Origin of the sequence: Alteromonas sp. H39 (assembly GCF_047556435.1) — a bacterium.
In the GTDB taxonomy this organism is placed as follows: Bacteria; Pseudomonadota; Gammaproteobacteria; order Enterobacterales; family Alteromonadaceae; genus Alteromonas.
Map to the genome: position 1 here is coordinate 2,330,149 of NZ_CP180210.1, position 16,023 is coordinate 2,346,171.

Genomic DNA, 16,023 nt, shown 5'->3' on the forward strand with positions numbered 1-16,023 from the left:
TAACCTATGATTTTAGCCGAATCTCCGCGCCGTCAACGCGTGACGAAGCTGGTAAACTGGGGGCACTGGTTTGCTCTGGCGAATATCACCATCGCCATTATTATTGCCTCGGTTTTTGTCTTTTCGTCCCCTCTGCCCGGTACATTTATCGGGTCGGTATATCTGTTTGCAAACTGGTTTGGTCACATTGGTTTTATGACCTTTTTTGGTTTTGTAATATTTATCCTTCCGTTGTGCTACCTGGTTAGTAATCCAAACATTATTAAGGCGTCAGCTTCTGCGATAGCAGCAATCGGGCTGGCGCTACTTGCCTTCGACGCGTTGTTGTACAATCGCACCGGCTTCCACATTAGTGGAAATTCGGCAGACTTGTTGCGTACAGAAGCGCAAACCCAGGCCAGTCAGTTTGGCTGGCAGGAATGGGGGTTTTTGTTAATGCTGTTTGTGGTGTGGCTGGGATTCCAGCTTATTCTCGCCAATGCCATCTGGCAGCGTATCGAGCGCTTGGTTCACTATAAAGTTGGGATACCGGTAACCAGCTTTTTCGTGGTGTGCTTTGTCAGCAGCCACGCCGTACATGTCTGGGCGGATGCACAGCTGTATCAACCCATTATCAAGCAGGATAATATGTTTCCGCTGTCTTATCCCGCAACGGCCAAAACGACCATGTCTCGCTATGGGTTGCTGGACCTGCAGGCTTATGAAGAGCGTAAACAATTACAGTTCGATCCTGATATTCACAATATCACTTATCCTACTGAGCCGGTGTATTGCTCCATCGACAGCAGCCGTAATCTGACCGTTATTGTGCAGACGGACTCACAACCGCTGGCAGGATTAGACACGTTTGCCATGCAAAAAGTGGAAAACTACTTCACCACCGCATCGTCGCTTGACGCATTGATCATGACATCTTTGTTTGGTGTTCCCGAAATTTACCAGGAAAGCCTCGAAGGCAAAAAGCCGGTATTACTCGCACTGCCGGTGGGCTTAGGGATGCCAGTATCGATTCACATTGATGACACGTTACCCACGCAATTTCTTGATAATTATCGCCAGCCATTAAGTAATGAACATGATGGCTTACATATCGCGTTTTTACCTGCCGCAAAAATACAGCGCTATCTTGATGAGTCACTGTTCTCGCGCGGTGATGTAATGATTGCAACCGGCTATAACGCAGACAGCGCGAATGCGAAAGGGACGCTTTACACCACGCTCGACGTTAACACCACACTTGCGAGCACAGAGGATCTGGCGCCCACTATCTTAAATGCATTGGGGTGTCAGGCGCCGGTCAATTTCTATTCTACCGGGCAGAACCTGCTGGATGCAAAGCGCAACTGGCTGGTCAGCACGTCCGGCGAGCGCATTGTGGTGGTGCATAACCTTCAGCGCACTGAGGTGTTGAGTAATGGCAGTTATGAAATCACCAATACCACCGACAATAAGCGCAGTAATGATACCTTGAATGTCGATTTGTTAAGTCAGGCGATAAAGCATCTGACGCGCTTTTCACAGCAGAATTAACGAATGAGGGCCGACAGGCCCTTCTTTTACTTAAGCGCTGCTAGCACGTTGTGTGAGAGGATGTCACTGACCTGAGTCACCTGAATCACGTTGTCAATGCTCTTCGTATTGTCACGGGTTTCTGAGCTAACAAAAATATGGTGTCTTACACCAGCGGCATCCGCTGCCTGAATATCCCGCCAACTGTCGCCAATCATGAAAGAGCGCGAGGCATCAATGTGATGTTCGGCAATAGCGTCAAACAACATGCCAGGCTCTGGCTTGCGGCAATTACATTGCTGACGATACTGACCAATGCCTTGTGTGGGATGGTGTGGACAATAATACACCGGGATCTCAGGTAAACCTGCGTGGTCAAATTGCAACTGCATCCAATGGCTCAGAGCAGCAAAATCGTCTTCCCCGTACAACCCACGGCCAATCCCTGACTGATTGGTAACGATAACCGGCATGAAGCCTTTTGCGACAAAAGTCCGGATAACGTCAAAGATGCCCTCAACAAATTCGATATCCTCTTTACGATGGACATAGCCAGTGTCTATATTGATGATCCCGTCCCGGTCAAGAAATAAGGCTTTGTTATTCACAGTGGTTCTCTTGTGATGTCAGTTTCCGCCAGACCTGGCATATGAAATCTGCGGTCACAGACGTCAGTGCCCCCCGTATCATAGCTTTTCGTTCTTCATCCAGCTTCCACGAAAAGGGCGTCATGGCAATCAGTTCTGACACGTGTTCAGGGTTTTCAAAGTTAAGCGTGAAAGTGATTTGACGGCTGTGCTGAAGGGTAAAATGCGGTAACACCGCATCAGGCGCAACATGGCGTTCGGGCGAGTCATAGATGTGCTGTTTAAGCTCAAACAGATGTTCGGGCCCTGGCGAGACGGTCAGTAACGTGCCTCGTGAGGACAATACTCTGGCATATTCACTGGCGTCTCCGGGGGCGAATATTTGCATTATTGCATCCACTGCTTCATCTTCCAGCGGCAACTGGTGGCTGCTGGCAACCACATATTGATGCGTCTTCGCCTGCTTTGCAGCCATCTCCACAGCCAGTTTAGCAATATCACTGCCAGCCGCGGTGACGCTTTTTCCCTGTAACGCCAGATTCTCAGATATATTTCGCAGATAGGCGCCCTCACCACAGCCGGCATCGTATAGTCTGATTTGCGTTTCTGAATGCGCGTTCGAGATCAAATCTGTCAACGCTTCCATAAGGGGCTGATAACTTTGACGTTGGTGAAACTCACGGCGTGCTCGCAACATAGGTTTGTCATCGCCGGGCTGCAGCGATTTTTTAAACTGTACTGGGAGCAAGTTCACGTAGCCGGCCTTCGCTCTGTCAAATGCATGACCATTGCCACATAGCCAGGTTTTGTCGTGGATGTTTAAGGGGTGTTTGCAGAGTGGACATCGCCACATGATGTCGGGCCTGTTGGTTCAGAATGGCGCAATGCTAGCAGACAAGCCATAAGAAACGAAGCCGGACTGGGTAGTCCGGCACAAATACGCTTTTGCGGGGCTAGTCTTTTGCAAACAGGGTAAAGATGCTGGAAAAATCTTTATCTCCATTACCTTTACGCTGATGCAGTTTGTATAAACCCTGCGCTGCAGCTGCCATTGGTGTAGATGATTCCGAATTCGCTGCCGCATTCATTGCCAGATTCAGATCTTTATTCATCAGTTTCACCATAAAGCCACCCTGATAGTCATTGGAAGACGGGACTTCCTCCATCACACCAGGGCATGGATTGTATTTCTGCAGTGTCCAGTTGCACCCTGAACTTTGCAGCATAATGTCAGACATTACTTTAGGATCCAGGCCATTATCGATAGCCAGCTGTAATGCTTCAGAGGTACCACTCATCAACACCGCCAGCAACATGTTATTGCATATTTTTGCAATTTGCCCAGCGCCCGTCTCGCCGGCATGGAACAGGTTTTTGCCCATGCACTGCAGTACTGGCGTCGCCTTGGCAACGCCATCAACAGAACCGCCCATGATGAACGTCAGCGTACCGGCTTTGGCACCCGCCACACCACCGGAAACCGGCGCATCAACAAACAAACGTCCGGATTGTTCAACTGCCTTGCCAACCACCCGCGCAGAATCAGCATCGATGGTACTGGAGTCGATAAACAGTACATCAGAGCGACTGGCCTGAATTATTCCGTTTTCGCCCAAATACAATGACTTCACGTGCGCAGCGGCCGGAAGCATAGTAACAACCACATCAGCGTCAGCAACGGCATCAACAGCTGACGTTGCGGCCTTCGCCCCCTGCTCCACCAGCGCATTTACACTGGCTTCGACCAAATCAAAAACCGTAACCCGCATACCACTTTTCAACAGGTTAGCCGCCATTGGCCCACCCATATTACCCAGTCCAATAAAGGCAATTTTTGTCATTATTATTCTCCCAGTGTCGTTAACGGATGAGACGCACTGTCCCATGGGGAAGTAAAAAATGTGTCGACAACCGCATCTGGTACCTCAGCAACAGACGCGTATTTCCAATTTGGAGAATTGTCTTTGTCTATTAATAACGCCCGTACGCCTTCCTGAAACTCGCCAGCTTCGCCACAGCGACAGGACATGATGAGCTCCATCCTGAAACAATCCGCCAGACTCATGTGCGCGCCACGCTGGCACTGCTGATATACAAGGTGTGCAGTAATGGGCGAGCCCCCTGCCAGTGTTTTTTGAGCCCGGGCCAGCCATTTATCATCAGCACTGTCCATAGCATTAATCGCATCGACAATCGCTGGCAGCGAATCGTGACTACACACATCGTCAATCAGCGACTGATGCGTTTCCACTACAGATGCAGGCATCTCGTCAGCGTCAGACAACGAGTTAATAACCCCGGCGACCTGTTCATCAACGTCGTCATCCTGCCATGCTTGTTCACATAACGTGTCAAGCAGTTGTTGACGTTTGTCACTGGTAACGAAATGATCTGCTAACCCCAGATATCTGGCATCGCCAGCATTCATACTCGCACCGGTTAGCCCCAGGAATAATCCGGATTTACCTGGCAATCGCGGAAGAAAATAGCTGCCGCCAACATCCGGGTAAAGACCAATAGTTATCTCCGGCATCGCCAGGCGCGAGGTCTCAGTAACAATACGGTGACTGGCGCCACTCATCAGCCCCATGCCACCGCCCATAACAATGCCGGTACCCCAGACAATAATGGGTTTATTAAAAGTACGAATGGTATAGTCAAGGGTATACTCCACGCTAAAAAACGTTTTCAGAAACGCCGGAATTGCCCCTTTATCACGTAACATCGCCTCATGCATTGACACCACATCGCCACCGGCACAAAACGCCTTTTCTCCTTCAGCGTCAATGAAGACACACGCAATATCTTCGCGCGTTGCGAAGTCTTTCAAGGCATCCAGCATCAGCTCCGCCATTGCCAAATCCAATGCATTGAGAGCCTTGGGTTTGTTTAACGTCAGAATCCCGACTTTCTTACCGTTACCGGCATCAGCTTCACTGATAAGTACTGGTAACGCTTCAGCATCTTCACTCATGTCTTACTCCCAATCAGAGAACTTCTCTCTCATCCATTATCAGACGACGACCAATGATTACGCGCATGATTTCATTCGTGCCTTCGAGTATCTGGTGCACCCGCACATCACGTACATGACGTTCGAGCGGATATTCTTTGATGTATCCGTAGCCACCATGAAGTTGCAGCGCCTCATTGCAGACCTTGAAGCCTACATCCGTAGCAAAGCGTTTTGCCATTGCGCAATAGGTGGTTTTGTCTGCGTGATTGTTATCCAGCTTGCTCGCAGCCAACCGCACCAGTTGCCTGGCTGCAACCAGCTCGGTCGCCATATCCGCTAATTTGAACTGCAATGCCTGAAAGCTCGCAATAGGCGAACCGAACTGCTCGCGTTCCTGCATATAGCTGCGCGCAGTATTGAGCGCCTGTTGTGCGGTTCCTACAGAACAGGTAGCGATATTTATACGGCCACCGTCCAGCCCTTTCATGGCCATTTTAAAACCTTCGCCCTCTTCACCCAGGCGCCAGGATTTTTCCAATTTCACATTTTCAAAGGTGATCATACGGGTGGGCTGAGCATTCCAGCCCATTTTCTCTTCAGGCTTACCGTAAATAATTCCGTCTGCATCTGCTGGTACCGCGAAAGCAGATACGCCTTTCGGGCCGGGCCCACCTGTGCGCGCCATTACCACAAGCACATGGGTGCTTCCGGCACCAGAGATAAACACCTTAGAGCCGTTCAAGACGTAACCACCGTCCTGCTCTTTGGCAGACGTTTTGAGTGATGCTGCGTCCGAGCCAGCACCAGGTTCGGTTAGACAATACGAAGCCAGCTTTTCACCGGTGACCAGCTCTGGGCACCAGCGTGATTTGACGTCTTCCTGTCCCCAGGTAGCAATCATCCACGTTGCCATATTGTGAATCGTCAGCATCGCTGTTGTGGTAGTGCAGCCCATCGCAAGCTGCTCAAAGATAATGGAAGAATCAAGGCGGCTCAGACCCAGCCCGCCCTGGTCTTCTGGTGTATATAAACCACAAAACCCGAGCTCACCTGCTTTTCTTAATGCTTCTACAGGGAAGGTGTGATCACGATCCCATTGCGCTGCATAGGGTGCAAGCTCCTGGTCTGCAAACTGACGTGCCGTGTCGGCAAAAGCCTGCTGATCTTCTGTCATATCAAAATGCATTTTCCTGCCTCCCTAGTCGATTGAGATAGTCAGGTTAGGGCCACCCGGAATATCATCCTCCAACCAGCGGGAGGTAATGGTTTTTGTTTCCGAATAGAAGCGGATCGCCTGCTTACCATAAGCATGCAAATCACCGTAGAAGGAGTTTTTCCAGCCAGTGAACGAGAAAAACGGCAGTGGTACAGGAATTGGCACATTGATACCCACCTGCCCTACTTCCACATTGCGCTGATACTTTCTGGCCGCCGAACCGCTGTTCGTAAAGATAGACGTGCCATTCCCATACGGATTATTATTTACCACCTCAAGCGCATCTTCCAGCGAATCTACGCCCATGCAGCTTAGCACCGGACCAAATATTTCTTCCTTGTAGATGGTCATATCGGTGGTAACACCGGAAAATACCGTCGGGCCAATCCAGTTCCCGTTCTCATAACCGGGGACGGTGAAATCACTGCCGTCCAGTAAGCACTCAGCCCCTTCATCTTTGCCTTTCTGAATCAGACCAAGTACGCGCTGTTTCGCCTGTGGACTGATTACCGGACCAAAGCCCGCGTCTTTGTCGTCCCACAGTCCCGGCTTCACTTTACTAATACGCTCTGCCAGTTCCGGGATCCACTTTTGCGCTTCTCCTACAAATACCGCAACCGAAATTGCCATACAACGCTGCCCTGCTGCACCCACTGACGATCCAACCAGGTTATTCAACACGTGTTCTTTATTGGCATCAGGCATAATCACACTGTGATTTTTTGCACCGGCAAAACACTGCGCGCGCTTCATGTTGGCAGTCGCTGTGCGATAGATGTGTTGACCCACAGGCACAGATCCGACGAAAGATACCGCCTTGATTCGAGGATCGGTAAGCAGCGGTTCAACCTGATCTTTACCGCCATGCACTATGTTCAGAACACCCGCAGGTGCGCCAGCTTCCATAAACAGCTCAGCGAGCTTCATCGGCGTTTGCGGGTCTTGTTCGGAAGGTTTTAAAACGAAAGTGTTGCCGCAGGCAATTGCCATCGGGAACATCCATAGCGGGATCATCGCAGGAAAGTTGAAAGGTGTGATGCCCGCGCAAACACCCAGAGGTTGAATGTAGCTATACGTATCGATACCACGGGCGACATTTTCCACGGTCTCGCCCATCATCATAGAAGGGACATTCATGGCTTGCTCAACCACCTCAATTCCCCGCCAGACGTCTCCTTTCGCATCGTCGAAGGTTTTGCCGGTCTCTGATGCAAGGATTCTGGCAATGTCTTCCTGATGCTCTTTTAATAATGCCTGATAGCGCATCATGACACGCGATCGCTCGGTAACCGGCACGTTTTTCCAGGTTTCGAATGCGGCCTCTGCAGACGCAATGGCCTGCTCCATTTCCTGCTCTGTGGCACAGGGCGCCTGAGCGATCACCTCGTTATTTGCCGGGTTAGTAACATCGATATAAGAAGAAGTAGAAGACTCAACGAATTCGCCGTTGATAAGTAAGGGTACCTTGTGCATGGCTGCCTCTGATGTTTTTTCTGTAAGACTTGCAACAGTAACCAATAACTACCCTTGACGTAAACGTAAACCCATCTGGTAATACAAGTTGTATGTAAATTTTTTGTGACACTTGTAACGAGCAGGATAAGAAAATTAAAGGTATTCTGACGAATACCCGGATGCGGACAGATCACATGTACATTTGCGGATACACTGATAAGCTTAATGACTATTATCCATTTTTTCTGCACACGGGCCTGATACCTTGCAATATCGACTCGCCATTGTTGAAGATAACGCCACAGCACGCGCCAGTTTACGAAGCCACATTCTTCCAACTGGCTTGTTTGAAGTAAGTAGCTTTGGTAGTGGTGCAGAGCTAAAAGCGGCGCTGCGCACGCAGCACTTTGAAGTGATCCTGTTAGATTTTCACCTGGGAACAGGCAAGAATGGTGTGGCATGGGTTCAGGCCCTGCGTCAAAGTCGTTTTATCAAGCCCAGCACGGGTATAATCTTCATCACGTCTGACAGATTACCTCAGACCATTGGGCAGATTATCGATGTCCATCCTGACTTACTTATCATTAAACCCTACAGCATCAGCACTCTTACCCGACAGCTGGAACATTACATGACCTATCGGGGCTTTGTTTCTAATGTATTAGCAAGCCTGGACAAAGGAAATACAAAGCATGCATTGAGTCAGCTAGCCCGACTTGCACAGGAAGACGTACCCCGACGGCTGCAGTCTGATGTTACCAAGCTGCAGGCCCGGTTACTTTACGAAGACAAGCAATTTCTGCGGGCTCAGCAACTTTATGAAACCGTATTGACGCAGTCAGATCAGGTCTTGTGGGCGCAATGGGGCCGTATTAAATGCCAGTATGCCGCCGGCAATTATGGCGCTTGCAGTGAACAACTGTCAGCCTTGCTAAATGTGAATCTTGCCAGGGAACAGGCGTTTGAATGGCTAGCCTGCCTTTGCTATGAGCAAGAAGCCTACACGCAGGCGGAACACTATCTGGACAACATAAAACCCAGTGATTTAAGCGTACCAGCAACGCGCCTGAAAACGCTCACCTATCACAAGCAAAACCGGGTGCTAGAGGGAATAGACCTGTTACAAAAAAAACGGGCGATGAACCGCAGCGCAAAAGACGCGTTTAACGACTTCACGTTTACACTGGCGGAGTTTTATCTACAACTCGCAGAAGAGAGTCCGGAAACCAACCGGCAGGAAAGTCTTTCGCAGGCGCGTAAGCTGGTAGGGATTGCAGGTCGCAGTCAGCATGATCAGCAACTTACCCAAAAGCGGGATTACCTGTTAGCGTATGCTGCAGTATTAGATGGTGATAATAAAAAAGCCGCTTTGATGCTTGATAATGACAGCATGAACGCAATCACCCGCACAGATACGCCCACTCTGCTTGTTGCCGCTAAAGTCAACGACGCGCTGGGAAGAAAAGAAAAAGCCAGGCAGCTTATGGAATTGGCAACCCAGCGAAATACCACAATCGAAGATTTGAGCGAGCAAACGGTGAACGCGAGTGAAATTCTGCTCTCAGAACAACAGATGGGACTGGCCGGCGACAAAGCATTTGAACTCAATGATAAAGGAACGCAATGGTTCTTAAAGCACCGTTTTCAGGAAGCGATGCCCTTTTTCTATGATGCTTACCGATTACTGCCCGCCATTGGCGCATTCGCGCTAAACCTGTTGCAGTGTATGGTGGAAAGCAAAACAGTGCAGTATAGACGCTATACTATTCGACGGCTGCTGGCGGAACTGGAGAATAAGGAGATGAACGCCACAAATCGCTCGCGCTTTAGACAACTCAGACAACAGGTCCAAGACGCTGCTGACAGGCTTTTACCTCCTGACCCGGAGCTCGCCGCTCCCCCGGAAGAGGATACTGATGACACCGCAGCATCTGCGACAGCACCAGCCCCGTCGTCACAACCTTCTTAACCCAAACGCGTCAGTAAACTGGACGTATCCCAGCGCCCGCCACCCGATTTTTGTACGTCGGCATAGTACTGATCAATCAGCGCAGTCAACGCGAGTGTAGATCCGTTTCGTCTCGCCTCATCAAGCGCGATAGATAAATCTTTTCGCATCCAGTCAACCGCGAAACCGAAGTCATACTTCCCTTCTATCATCGTGCCTGCACGATTTTCCATCTGCCACGATTGGGCCGCCCCCTTGCTGATCACATCAACCACCTGCTGACAGTCAAGTCCTGCGCGCTTACCAAAATGAAGCGCTTCAGCCAGTCCCTGAACAATACCGGCAATGCATATCTGGTTCATCATTTTGGCAAGCTGACCACTTCCGCTCTCGCCCATACACTGACTATGCCGGGCATAGACATCAATAACAGGTTTCACCTTTTCAAAGACGGCAGCATCACCGCCTACCATCACGGTAAGTTGTCCGTTTTCCGCGCCAGCCTGACCACCTGAGACAGGAGCATCCAGAAAATCAACCTGCTTTTCACGACAGGTTTTTGCCAATTCACGAGCAACAGATGCAGACGCCGTGGTGTGATCAATCAACACGCTCCCAGGCTTCATCACTGTCAGAGCCTGCTCTGCAACGTGGCGCACATCATTGTCGTCGCCTACACACATCATCACGATATCGGCGTCCCTGGCAGCGTCAGCCGGTGTATTGGCAACCGTTCCTTTGAAAGCCTGACCCCACTTCTGTGCCTTAGTCGCCGTGCGGTTATACACAGTAACAGCATACCCCTTGGTTGCGAGATGCCCTGCCATTGGATACCCCATGACACCTAAGCCTAAAAAGCTGACCCTTTTATCGCTCATAACTGATTCTCTTTGCTGATTTGTGTTTATACTGTAGTTGTGCGCAGAGTGTAGCAAATAATCAGTTTGCCACCTACTGTCAGGCAAGGCTGTCGATGACGCCACGCCCCCCAGGATAACAATACTAAGAGGAATTATGAGCACAACGATTTACTCACATACAGCAACTCGAAACAGTGGCGAACAAGAGTCACTTGATGCCTATAAGGGCAAGGTATTACTTATTGTCAACACAGCAAGCAAATGTGGCTTTACCTACCAGTACGAGGGACTGGAAGCGCTCTATAAACAATTTAAAGACAAAGGGTTTTCTGTACTGGCTTTCCCTTGCGACCAGTTTGGCCATCAGGAGCCGGGGGATGATGAGCAGATCGCAGGCTTTTGCAGTGGCTCGTTTGGCGTTACCTTTCCGTTATTTAAAAAAACAGAAGTTAATGGCGACAACGCTCATCCTTTGTATGTAACTCTGAAAAACGAAGCCCCCGGCATTCTTGGCACCAAGAAGATAAAATGGAACTTCACCAAGTTTCTGGTAGATGCGCAAGGTCACGTTGTAAAACGCTATGGGCCAACGACAAAGCCCGAAGCTATCGCCAGTGACATTGAAGCCTGCCTGAATTAACTCACCCTAAGGAAGCGAGATGACATTACGTGTTGGTGTGTTTAGTGCAAAAAGTTATGACGAGAGCATTTTTACCTCTCTTTCTCAACACGACGACATCAGCCTGCGTTTCCTGCCAATGGCGCTCGACGCACAGACTGCGCAATTATGTTCTGAGTACGATGCTGTCTGTGTTTTTGTCAATGATAATATCTCAAAGCCGGTTATTGAGGCGTTACATCAATGTGGCGTCAAACATATTGCGCTGCGTTGCGCCGGCTTCAACAACATTGATATGCAAGCGGCAACGCACTATGGCATTGCAGTGTCGAGAGTGCCAGCCTATGGCCCCGAAGCCGTTGCCGAGCACGCTATTGCGTTAATGCTCACGTTAAACCGCAAAATACACAAAGCGTATAACCGGGTGAAAGAGGGGAACTTCGAACTTTCGGGGCTAATGGGCTTTACGCTGCACAACAAAACTGCTGGCATTATTGGCACTGGAAGAATTGGTGCCGCCACGGCAAGAATTTTGTCCGGCTTTGGTTGTCAGGTGTTATGTTACGACCCCTACCCTGACGAAGCGCTAAAAGAGGCAGGCGTTAATTACGTTACTCTGGACACCTTATTGGAAGCCAGCCACATTGTCAGCCTGCATTGTCCACTCAGCGAAGATACCTACCATTTGATCAATCGTGAAACTATCGCGAAAATGCGCGACGGCGTAATGCTGATAAACACATCACGTGGTGGATTAGTTGACACCTCAGCGGTGATTCAGGGATTGAAGAACCGAAAAATCGGCTATCTGGGCCTGGATGTATATGAAATGGAGTCAGAGCTGTTCTTTAAAGATCACTCTGAACAAATCATTGATGATGACGTTTTTGAGAGACTGGCGACGTTTCACAACGTGATTATTACCGGCCATCAGGGGTTCTTTACACAGGAAGCGCTATCACAAATAGCGGCTACCACACTCGAAAATCTGCGCGATTTTAACAAGGGTAAGCCAGATCCATCACGCTTCCTGTCCGGCTAGCGAAGAACATAGGGTTATTTTTTCAGAATGAGGTGAAAGTACCGGCCTAACCGACGAAATGGCTCCTGACTACCGTATTGTTTTTCAAGTGTCAGAATGTCTTCAAAGTGCGAATTCTGCATTTCACGATTGCGAATATAATCGTGAAAACAGCGGATCCCCGTCATTGCGCATATCGTAAAACCTGTCTGCTCGCAGTGTTCAATCACTATCGACGGTGATAACGGCTGCTTCGGATTTAACCGAACCTGCTTTTTGACCTTCATATCGCGCGCAATGTAGTCAAAGTTGCCATACACCGCATTATTAAACAGCGCTGCATCGCGATTGAAAAAGCTCAGAGACAGTGTGCTGCCGCTCTTCATTTGCTCATAGATAAATGACAAGGCGTCCATCGGTGCGACCAGCCACTCCAGAACGGCGTGACACACGATAAAATTAAAATCGCCAATTGTTGATAATTGTTGCAGCGGTTTTTGTATAAATTGTGTGGCCGGATAATCCGAAAGCAGACTGGCTGCCTGACTCAGTACATCAGCGGAGGGATCGGTGAGCGTAACCGGATGGCCGCGTTCACTTAAGCTCAGCGCCATTTCACCTGTGCCACAGCCTATTTCAAGTATTGGACTATCACTTGCGGGTAACCAGTCAGACATGGCATTAAGCAACAGCGCGTGGCGAAGTCTGCCCTTCGTGGTGCCATAGATATTTTTGCTGAATTTACCGGCCAGACCGTCAAATGTGTGATCGTGTTTCATGCTCAGGCCGGGTTAGGTACATCTATGAAGGTAACCTGTAACTGACATTCCGTTTCCAGGTACTCGCCCAATGCTTTAACACCGTAGCGCTCAGTCGCATGGTGACCCGCGGCAAAAAATGCAATATTGCATTCTCTGGCTGTATGTACCGTTTGTTCCGACACTTCTCCGGTAATAAACGCGTCAACACCATAGGCTGCGGCCTGCTCAATAAAACCCTGTCCGCCTCCGGTACACCAGGCAACGGAACCAATCGCTTTATTCTCCGGACCTGCAACCATAGGCTGTCGGTCGAGTTTATCGGACAGGCGCTGCTTCAAACTCTCAACAGTAACGTCACTGTCGAACTCTCCTGTCATCACCACCCCTTCAGGCTTCACGCCACTAAGCGGTTTAATACTGGTAATGCCGAGTAAGGCAGCCAGTTGCGCGTTGTTGCCTAGTACTGGATGCACATCCAAAGGAAGATGATAAGCGAAAACATTAATGTCGTGCTCCAATAACGCCTTAATTCGGCGATATTTCATACCTGTGATCGTGGCATCTTCGCCTTTCCAGAAGTAGCCGTGATGCACCAGAATTGCGTCGGCCTGATGCGCTATGGCCTGCTCTATCAATGCTTGCGATGCCGTCACACCGGTCACGATTTTTCGAATGTCCCGTTTACCCTCTACCTGCAAACCATTAGGGCAGTAGTCTGAAATCTGGTTGGCATTCAATAGATTATTCAGCAAATCCTGAAGTGCAACATTCGTGATCGTCACGGATCCTCCGGCTAAATTAGACTTTTTGTACAAAAAACGTTATAAAAGTGTCGATATTGTAACACTAACCTAAGTCAAAGAGTCCAATTGAATAATGAGCAAACTAGATAAAGATAAGGTTATTGCCGACTTCACTGCTGCCTATGAAAAAGCTAATGGCAAGTCGCCTGATATCGAAGCAAAGGGTGGCTGGTACAGCGTTGATGGCGGTAAAAACATGCGCCTGGCGCAATTAAAGGAAATGGGTGACAATTTCGGTGGCGCTGACTCAGCACCGGCTGAAAAAGCAAAGAAAACGACACCTAAAAAAGCTGCCCCTAAGAAAGCCGCAGCAAAGAAAGCGTCAGGCAAAGGATTTTCTGTTAAAGCTTTCTGGTCTGATCAAATAAAAGACGAAAACAGCGGTGCCATATTGCCACGCTAGCGTCATCTGGCGAATTGGAAAAGCGACACAGGGTCGCTTTTTTTGTATCTGGCTCTGTCCCTATTGTGTCGTTACCAAATGAACCCGGCACACTAAGCACTGACGTTTTACAGACTGTGTCCATGCAGAGAATTGTTATCGGAACGCAGAAACGCAATCTAAGGCGTCACTTTCAGAACAACATAATACGGGTTGTCTACCCGTTCTCATGGTTAGTGCTCGAGACGCCGCTGGCAACGAAAGGCACAAGCTGAACAATCACATCCGAGATGTCTACCTTTTGCTGAAAATCAGACTCAGCAATCTCCCTCAACGCTTTACTGGATGCCATTGAAAATACAAAACTGCCAATCGCAAAATGTAAACGCCAGAAAAGCTGCTCATCACTCACTTCAGGTAAACACTGCTTTATTGTTTTGGTTAATTTTCTGACAGTAACACCATAGTCCTGCATGATAAAACGTCGCAAGTGTCCTTGCGATTCATTATAACCACGCCCCAGTAATTGAACGAAAAGCTCAGTACCATTTACCTGAACCTTTTTTAACGTCAGCATTGGAGCGATTAACGCGCTGAGTACCGCCTGTACGCCCGCTTCTCCATGCTCAGGCTTTACGTGATCTAACGTACTGTCGATTTGCGGCATCAAGACATCAAAGTACTGCTTGAGTACAGCCTGAATAAGGTTCTTTTTGCTTCCGAAATGGTAATTTACAGAGGCGAGATTCACTCCTGCACGTGCGGTGATCGTACGCATCGAGGTTTGCGCATAGCCCTGCTCTGCAAACAGGACTTCCGCAGCTTGTAAAATCGCTCTTTTGGTTTTCTGAGACATGCAATAGCGCGGTTAGTGAAACCAGGTTCTTGACTGATTCCAGATCCGCATTACGCTGCGTTCGGCAGCTTCTGCAAATGACAGACCCAACTTTTCAGCCACGTTCTTTTTAATGCTGTATTTCACGGCATAAATTTCACGTTCAGGATAGTGAGACAAAATATAATCATCAGATGTCATGATTTCGTCAACCAATCCTAATTCTTTTGCTTTTATACCCGCCCAGTACTCACCGGTAGCAACCTTTTCAATATCCATATCTTTGCGCTGACTGTGAACAAAATCTTTAAACAGTGTATGGATTTCTTCAATTTCTTCCTGAAACTTTTTACGGCCTTCGTCATTGTTTTCGCCAAACACAGTCAACGTCCGTTTGTATTCTCCGGCAGTATGTTGCTCAAAGTCGATATCGTTCTTCTTAAGCAGCTTGTGGAAATTAGGTAACTGCGCAAGCACCCCGATAGATCCAATATACGCAAAGCGAGACGCCAACAACTTGTCGGCAACACAGGCCATCATGTAACCGCCGCTGGCAGCGACTTTATCTACCGCAACGGTAAGTGTAAGGCCTTTGTCTTTAATACGTTGCAGCTGGGATGCTGCGAGGCCATATCCGTGCACAACACCACCACCACTTTCAAGGCGAATTAATACCTCGTCTTTTTCTTCAGCGACACAAAGAATAGCGGTGATCTCTTCACGTAACCGGTCGACCTCGTGCGCGTCCATAGACCCCTTAAAGTCGATAACAAAAAGCCTCGGACCGTCTTCCCGCTCGCTTTCTTTGGCCTTGAGTTTGGCTTTTTCTTCTTTCTTTTGCTGCTTGGCTAACTTTTTCAGTGTGCCTTTATCCAGCAACACCTGACGGGCGTAGTTGGTAATGTCTTTTAATTGATCGGTCAGAGACTGGATTTCCAGATGCCCCCGCCCCTGCTTTTGCTTATTCGCAACGCCGACAATAGTGGACACCACCAGAATAAACGCAACCAAAAGCGTGACGGCTTTCGCCAGAAACAGTCCGTATTCGTACAAAAACTCCAAATGACTCTC

The 16,023-nt window shown here is 48.9% G+C and carries 16 protein-coding genes; 5 read left to right on the forward strand and 11 right to left on the reverse strand.

Annotated features, from left to right (window positions below; translation table 11 throughout):
• The first annotated feature begins 6 nt into the window (after positions 1 to 6).
• Positions 7 to 1,530, forward strand: coding sequence for a DUF3413 domain-containing protein (locus tag ACLBLI_RS10315; protein WP_414827537.1), 1,524 nt, complete (start codon positions 7 to 9; stop codon positions 1,528 to 1,530).
• 26 nt (positions 1,531 to 1,556) lie between these two features.
• Here the strand turns inward: ACLBLI_RS10315 and ACLBLI_RS10320 are convergent, their stop codons facing one another.
• The 6 genes from ACLBLI_RS10320 to ACLBLI_RS10345 all read right to left on the reverse strand — a co-directional run bounded on the left by ACLBLI_RS10320 (position 1,557) and on the right by ACLBLI_RS10345 (position 7,741).
• On the reverse strand, positions 1,557 to 2,117 hold the full coding sequence (locus tag ACLBLI_RS10320) for a D-glycero-alpha-D-manno-heptose-1,7-bisphosphate 7-phosphatase (protein ID WP_414827538.1): 561 nt from the start codon (positions 2,115 to 2,117) through the stop codon (positions 1,557 to 1,559).
• A complete protein-coding gene (locus tag ACLBLI_RS10325) occupies positions 2,110 to 2,949 on the reverse strand; it encodes a putative RNA methyltransferase (RefSeq protein ID WP_414827539.1) in 840 nt (279 codons plus the stop codon). Before ACLBLI_RS10325 ends, ACLBLI_RS10320 begins: the two co-directional genes overlap by 8 nt.
• Positions 2,950 to 3,049: 100 nt before the next feature.
• Entirely contained in the window at positions 3,050 to 3,937 is an 888-nt protein-coding gene (gene mmsB, locus ACLBLI_RS10330) for a 3-hydroxyisobutyrate dehydrogenase (RefSeq protein ID WP_414827540.1), read from the reverse strand.
• Positions 3,938 to 3,939: 2 nt separating this feature from the next.
• Entirely contained in the window at positions 3,940 to 5,070 is a 1,131-nt protein-coding gene (locus tag ACLBLI_RS10335) for an enoyl-CoA hydratase/isomerase family protein (RefSeq protein WP_414827541.1), read from the reverse strand.
• Positions 5,071 to 5,083: 13 nt separating this feature from the next.
• Positions 5,084 to 6,238 carry an acyl-CoA dehydrogenase family protein gene (locus tag ACLBLI_RS10340; RefSeq protein WP_414827542.1) on the reverse strand — a complete coding sequence of 385 codons (1,155 nt, stop codon included), beginning with the start codon at positions 6,236 to 6,238 and terminating at the stop codon, positions 5,084 to 5,086.
• A gap of 12 nt (positions 6,239 to 6,250) precedes the next feature.
• Entirely contained in the window at positions 6,251 to 7,741 is a 1,491-nt protein-coding gene (locus ACLBLI_RS10345) for a CoA-acylating methylmalonate-semialdehyde dehydrogenase (RefSeq protein WP_414827543.1), read from the reverse strand.
• A gap of 247 nt (positions 7,742 to 7,988) precedes the next feature.
• Between ACLBLI_RS10345 and ACLBLI_RS10350 the strand changes: the two genes are divergently transcribed.
• The gene (locus ACLBLI_RS10350; protein ID WP_414827544.1) at positions 7,989 to 9,692 is read left to right on the forward strand and encodes a response regulator; all 1,704 of its coding nucleotides are present in this window, start codon (positions 7,989 to 7,991) and stop codon (positions 9,690 to 9,692) included.
• Here ACLBLI_RS10350 and ACLBLI_RS10355 read toward each other — a convergent pair.
• A complete protein-coding gene (locus ACLBLI_RS10355) occupies positions 9,689 to 10,549 on the reverse strand; it encodes an NAD(P)-dependent oxidoreductase (RefSeq protein ID WP_414827545.1) in 861 nt (286 codons plus the stop codon). The genes ACLBLI_RS10350 and ACLBLI_RS10355 overlap by 4 nt on opposite strands.
• A 136-nt stretch (positions 10,550 to 10,685) precedes the next feature.
• Between ACLBLI_RS10355 and ACLBLI_RS10360 the strand changes: the two genes are divergently transcribed.
• Together ACLBLI_RS10360 and ACLBLI_RS10365 are read left to right on the forward strand one after the other, a co-directional pair.
• On the forward strand, positions 10,686 to 11,171 hold the full coding sequence (locus ACLBLI_RS10360) for a glutathione peroxidase (protein ID WP_414827546.1): 486 nt from the start codon (positions 10,686 to 10,688) through the stop codon (positions 11,169 to 11,171).
• Between the two features lie 19 nt (positions 11,172 to 11,190).
• A complete protein-coding gene (locus tag ACLBLI_RS10365) occupies positions 11,191 to 12,192 on the forward strand; it encodes a 2-hydroxyacid dehydrogenase (protein ID WP_414827547.1) in 1,002 nt (333 codons plus the stop codon).
• Between the two features lie 14 nt (positions 12,193 to 12,206).
• On the opposite strand, the gene ACLBLI_RS10370 is transcribed toward ACLBLI_RS10365, so the two are convergent.
• Together ACLBLI_RS10370 and ACLBLI_RS10375 are read right to left on the reverse strand one after the other, a co-directional pair.
• Positions 12,207 to 12,950, reverse strand: a complete 744-nt coding sequence (locus ACLBLI_RS10370) for a methyltransferase domain-containing protein (RefSeq protein ID WP_414827548.1) — start codon at positions 12,948 to 12,950, stop codon at positions 12,207 to 12,209.
• A gap of 2 nt (positions 12,951 to 12,952) precedes the next feature.
• Complete coding sequence (locus ACLBLI_RS10375) at positions 12,953 to 13,714, reverse strand: Nif3-like dinuclear metal center hexameric protein (RefSeq protein ID WP_414827549.1); 762 nt, start codon at positions 13,712 to 13,714, stop codon at positions 12,953 to 12,955.
• A 94-nt stretch (positions 13,715 to 13,808) separates the two neighbouring features.
• Between ACLBLI_RS10375 and ACLBLI_RS10380 the strand changes: the two genes are divergently transcribed.
• Positions 13,809 to 14,138 carry a hypothetical protein gene (locus ACLBLI_RS10380; protein ID WP_414827550.1) on the forward strand — a complete coding sequence of 110 codons (330 nt, stop codon included), beginning with the start codon at positions 13,809 to 13,811 and terminating at the stop codon, positions 14,136 to 14,138.
• A 196-nt stretch (positions 14,139 to 14,334) separates the two neighbouring features.
• Here ACLBLI_RS10380 and ACLBLI_RS10385 read toward each other — a convergent pair whose 3' ends face one another.
• Together ACLBLI_RS10385 and sohB are read right to left on the reverse strand one after the other, a co-directional pair.
• The gene (locus tag ACLBLI_RS10385) at positions 14,335 to 14,973 is read right to left on the reverse strand and encodes a TetR/AcrR family transcriptional regulator (protein ID WP_414827551.1); all 639 of its coding nucleotides are present in this window, start codon (positions 14,971 to 14,973) and stop codon (positions 14,335 to 14,337) included.
• A 12-nt stretch (positions 14,974 to 14,985) separates the two neighbouring features.
• Complete coding sequence (sohB, locus tag ACLBLI_RS10390) at positions 14,986 to 16,014, reverse strand: protease SohB (protein ID WP_414827552.1); 1,029 nt, start codon at positions 16,012 to 16,014, stop codon at positions 14,986 to 14,988.
• Between the last annotated feature and the right edge of the window lie 9 nt (positions 16,015 to 16,023).

Excerpts from the sequence above, each read along its gene's own strand:
- ACLBLI_RS10315 (WP_414827537.1), top strand. The coding sequence starts at position 7 with ATGATTTTAGCCGAATCTCCGCGCCGTCAACGCGTGACGAAGCTGGTA.
- ACLBLI_RS10325 (WP_414827539.1), bottom strand. The coding sequence starts at position 2,949 with ATGTGGCGATGTCCACTCTGCAAACACCCCTTAAACATCCACGACAAA.
- mmsB (WP_414827540.1), bottom strand. The coding sequence starts at position 3,937 with ATGACAAAAATTGCCTTTATTGGACTGGGTAATATGGGTGGGCCAATG.
- ACLBLI_RS10335 (WP_414827541.1), bottom strand. The coding sequence starts at position 5,070 with ATGAGTGAAGATGCTGAAGCGTTACCAGTACTTATCAGTGAAGCTGAT.
- ACLBLI_RS10340 (WP_414827542.1), bottom strand. The coding sequence starts at position 6,238 with ATGCATTTTGATATGACAGAAGATCAGCAGGCTTTTGCCGACACGGCA.
- ACLBLI_RS10345 (WP_414827543.1), bottom strand. The coding sequence starts at position 7,741 with ATGCACAAGGTACCCTTACTTATCAACGGCGAATTCGTTGAGTCTTCT.
- ACLBLI_RS10355 (WP_414827545.1), bottom strand. The coding sequence starts at position 10,549 with ATGAGCGATAAAAGGGTCAGCTTTTTAGGCTTAGGTGTCATGGGGTAT.
- ACLBLI_RS10360 (WP_414827546.1), top strand. The coding sequence starts at position 10,686 with ATGAGCACAACGATTTACTCACATACAGCAACTCGAAACAGTGGCGAA.
- ACLBLI_RS10365 (WP_414827547.1), top strand. The coding sequence starts at position 11,191 with ATGACATTACGTGTTGGTGTGTTTAGTGCAAAAAGTTATGACGAGAGC.
- ACLBLI_RS10370 (WP_414827548.1), bottom strand. The coding sequence starts at position 12,950 with ATGAAACACGATCACACATTTGACGGTCTGGCCGGTAAATTCAGCAAA.
- ACLBLI_RS10380 (WP_414827550.1), top strand. The coding sequence starts at position 13,809 with ATGAGCAAACTAGATAAAGATAAGGTTATTGCCGACTTCACTGCTGCC.
- ACLBLI_RS10385 (WP_414827551.1), bottom strand. The coding sequence starts at position 14,973 with ATGTCTCAGAAAACCAAAAGAGCGATTTTACAAGCTGCGGAAGTCCTG.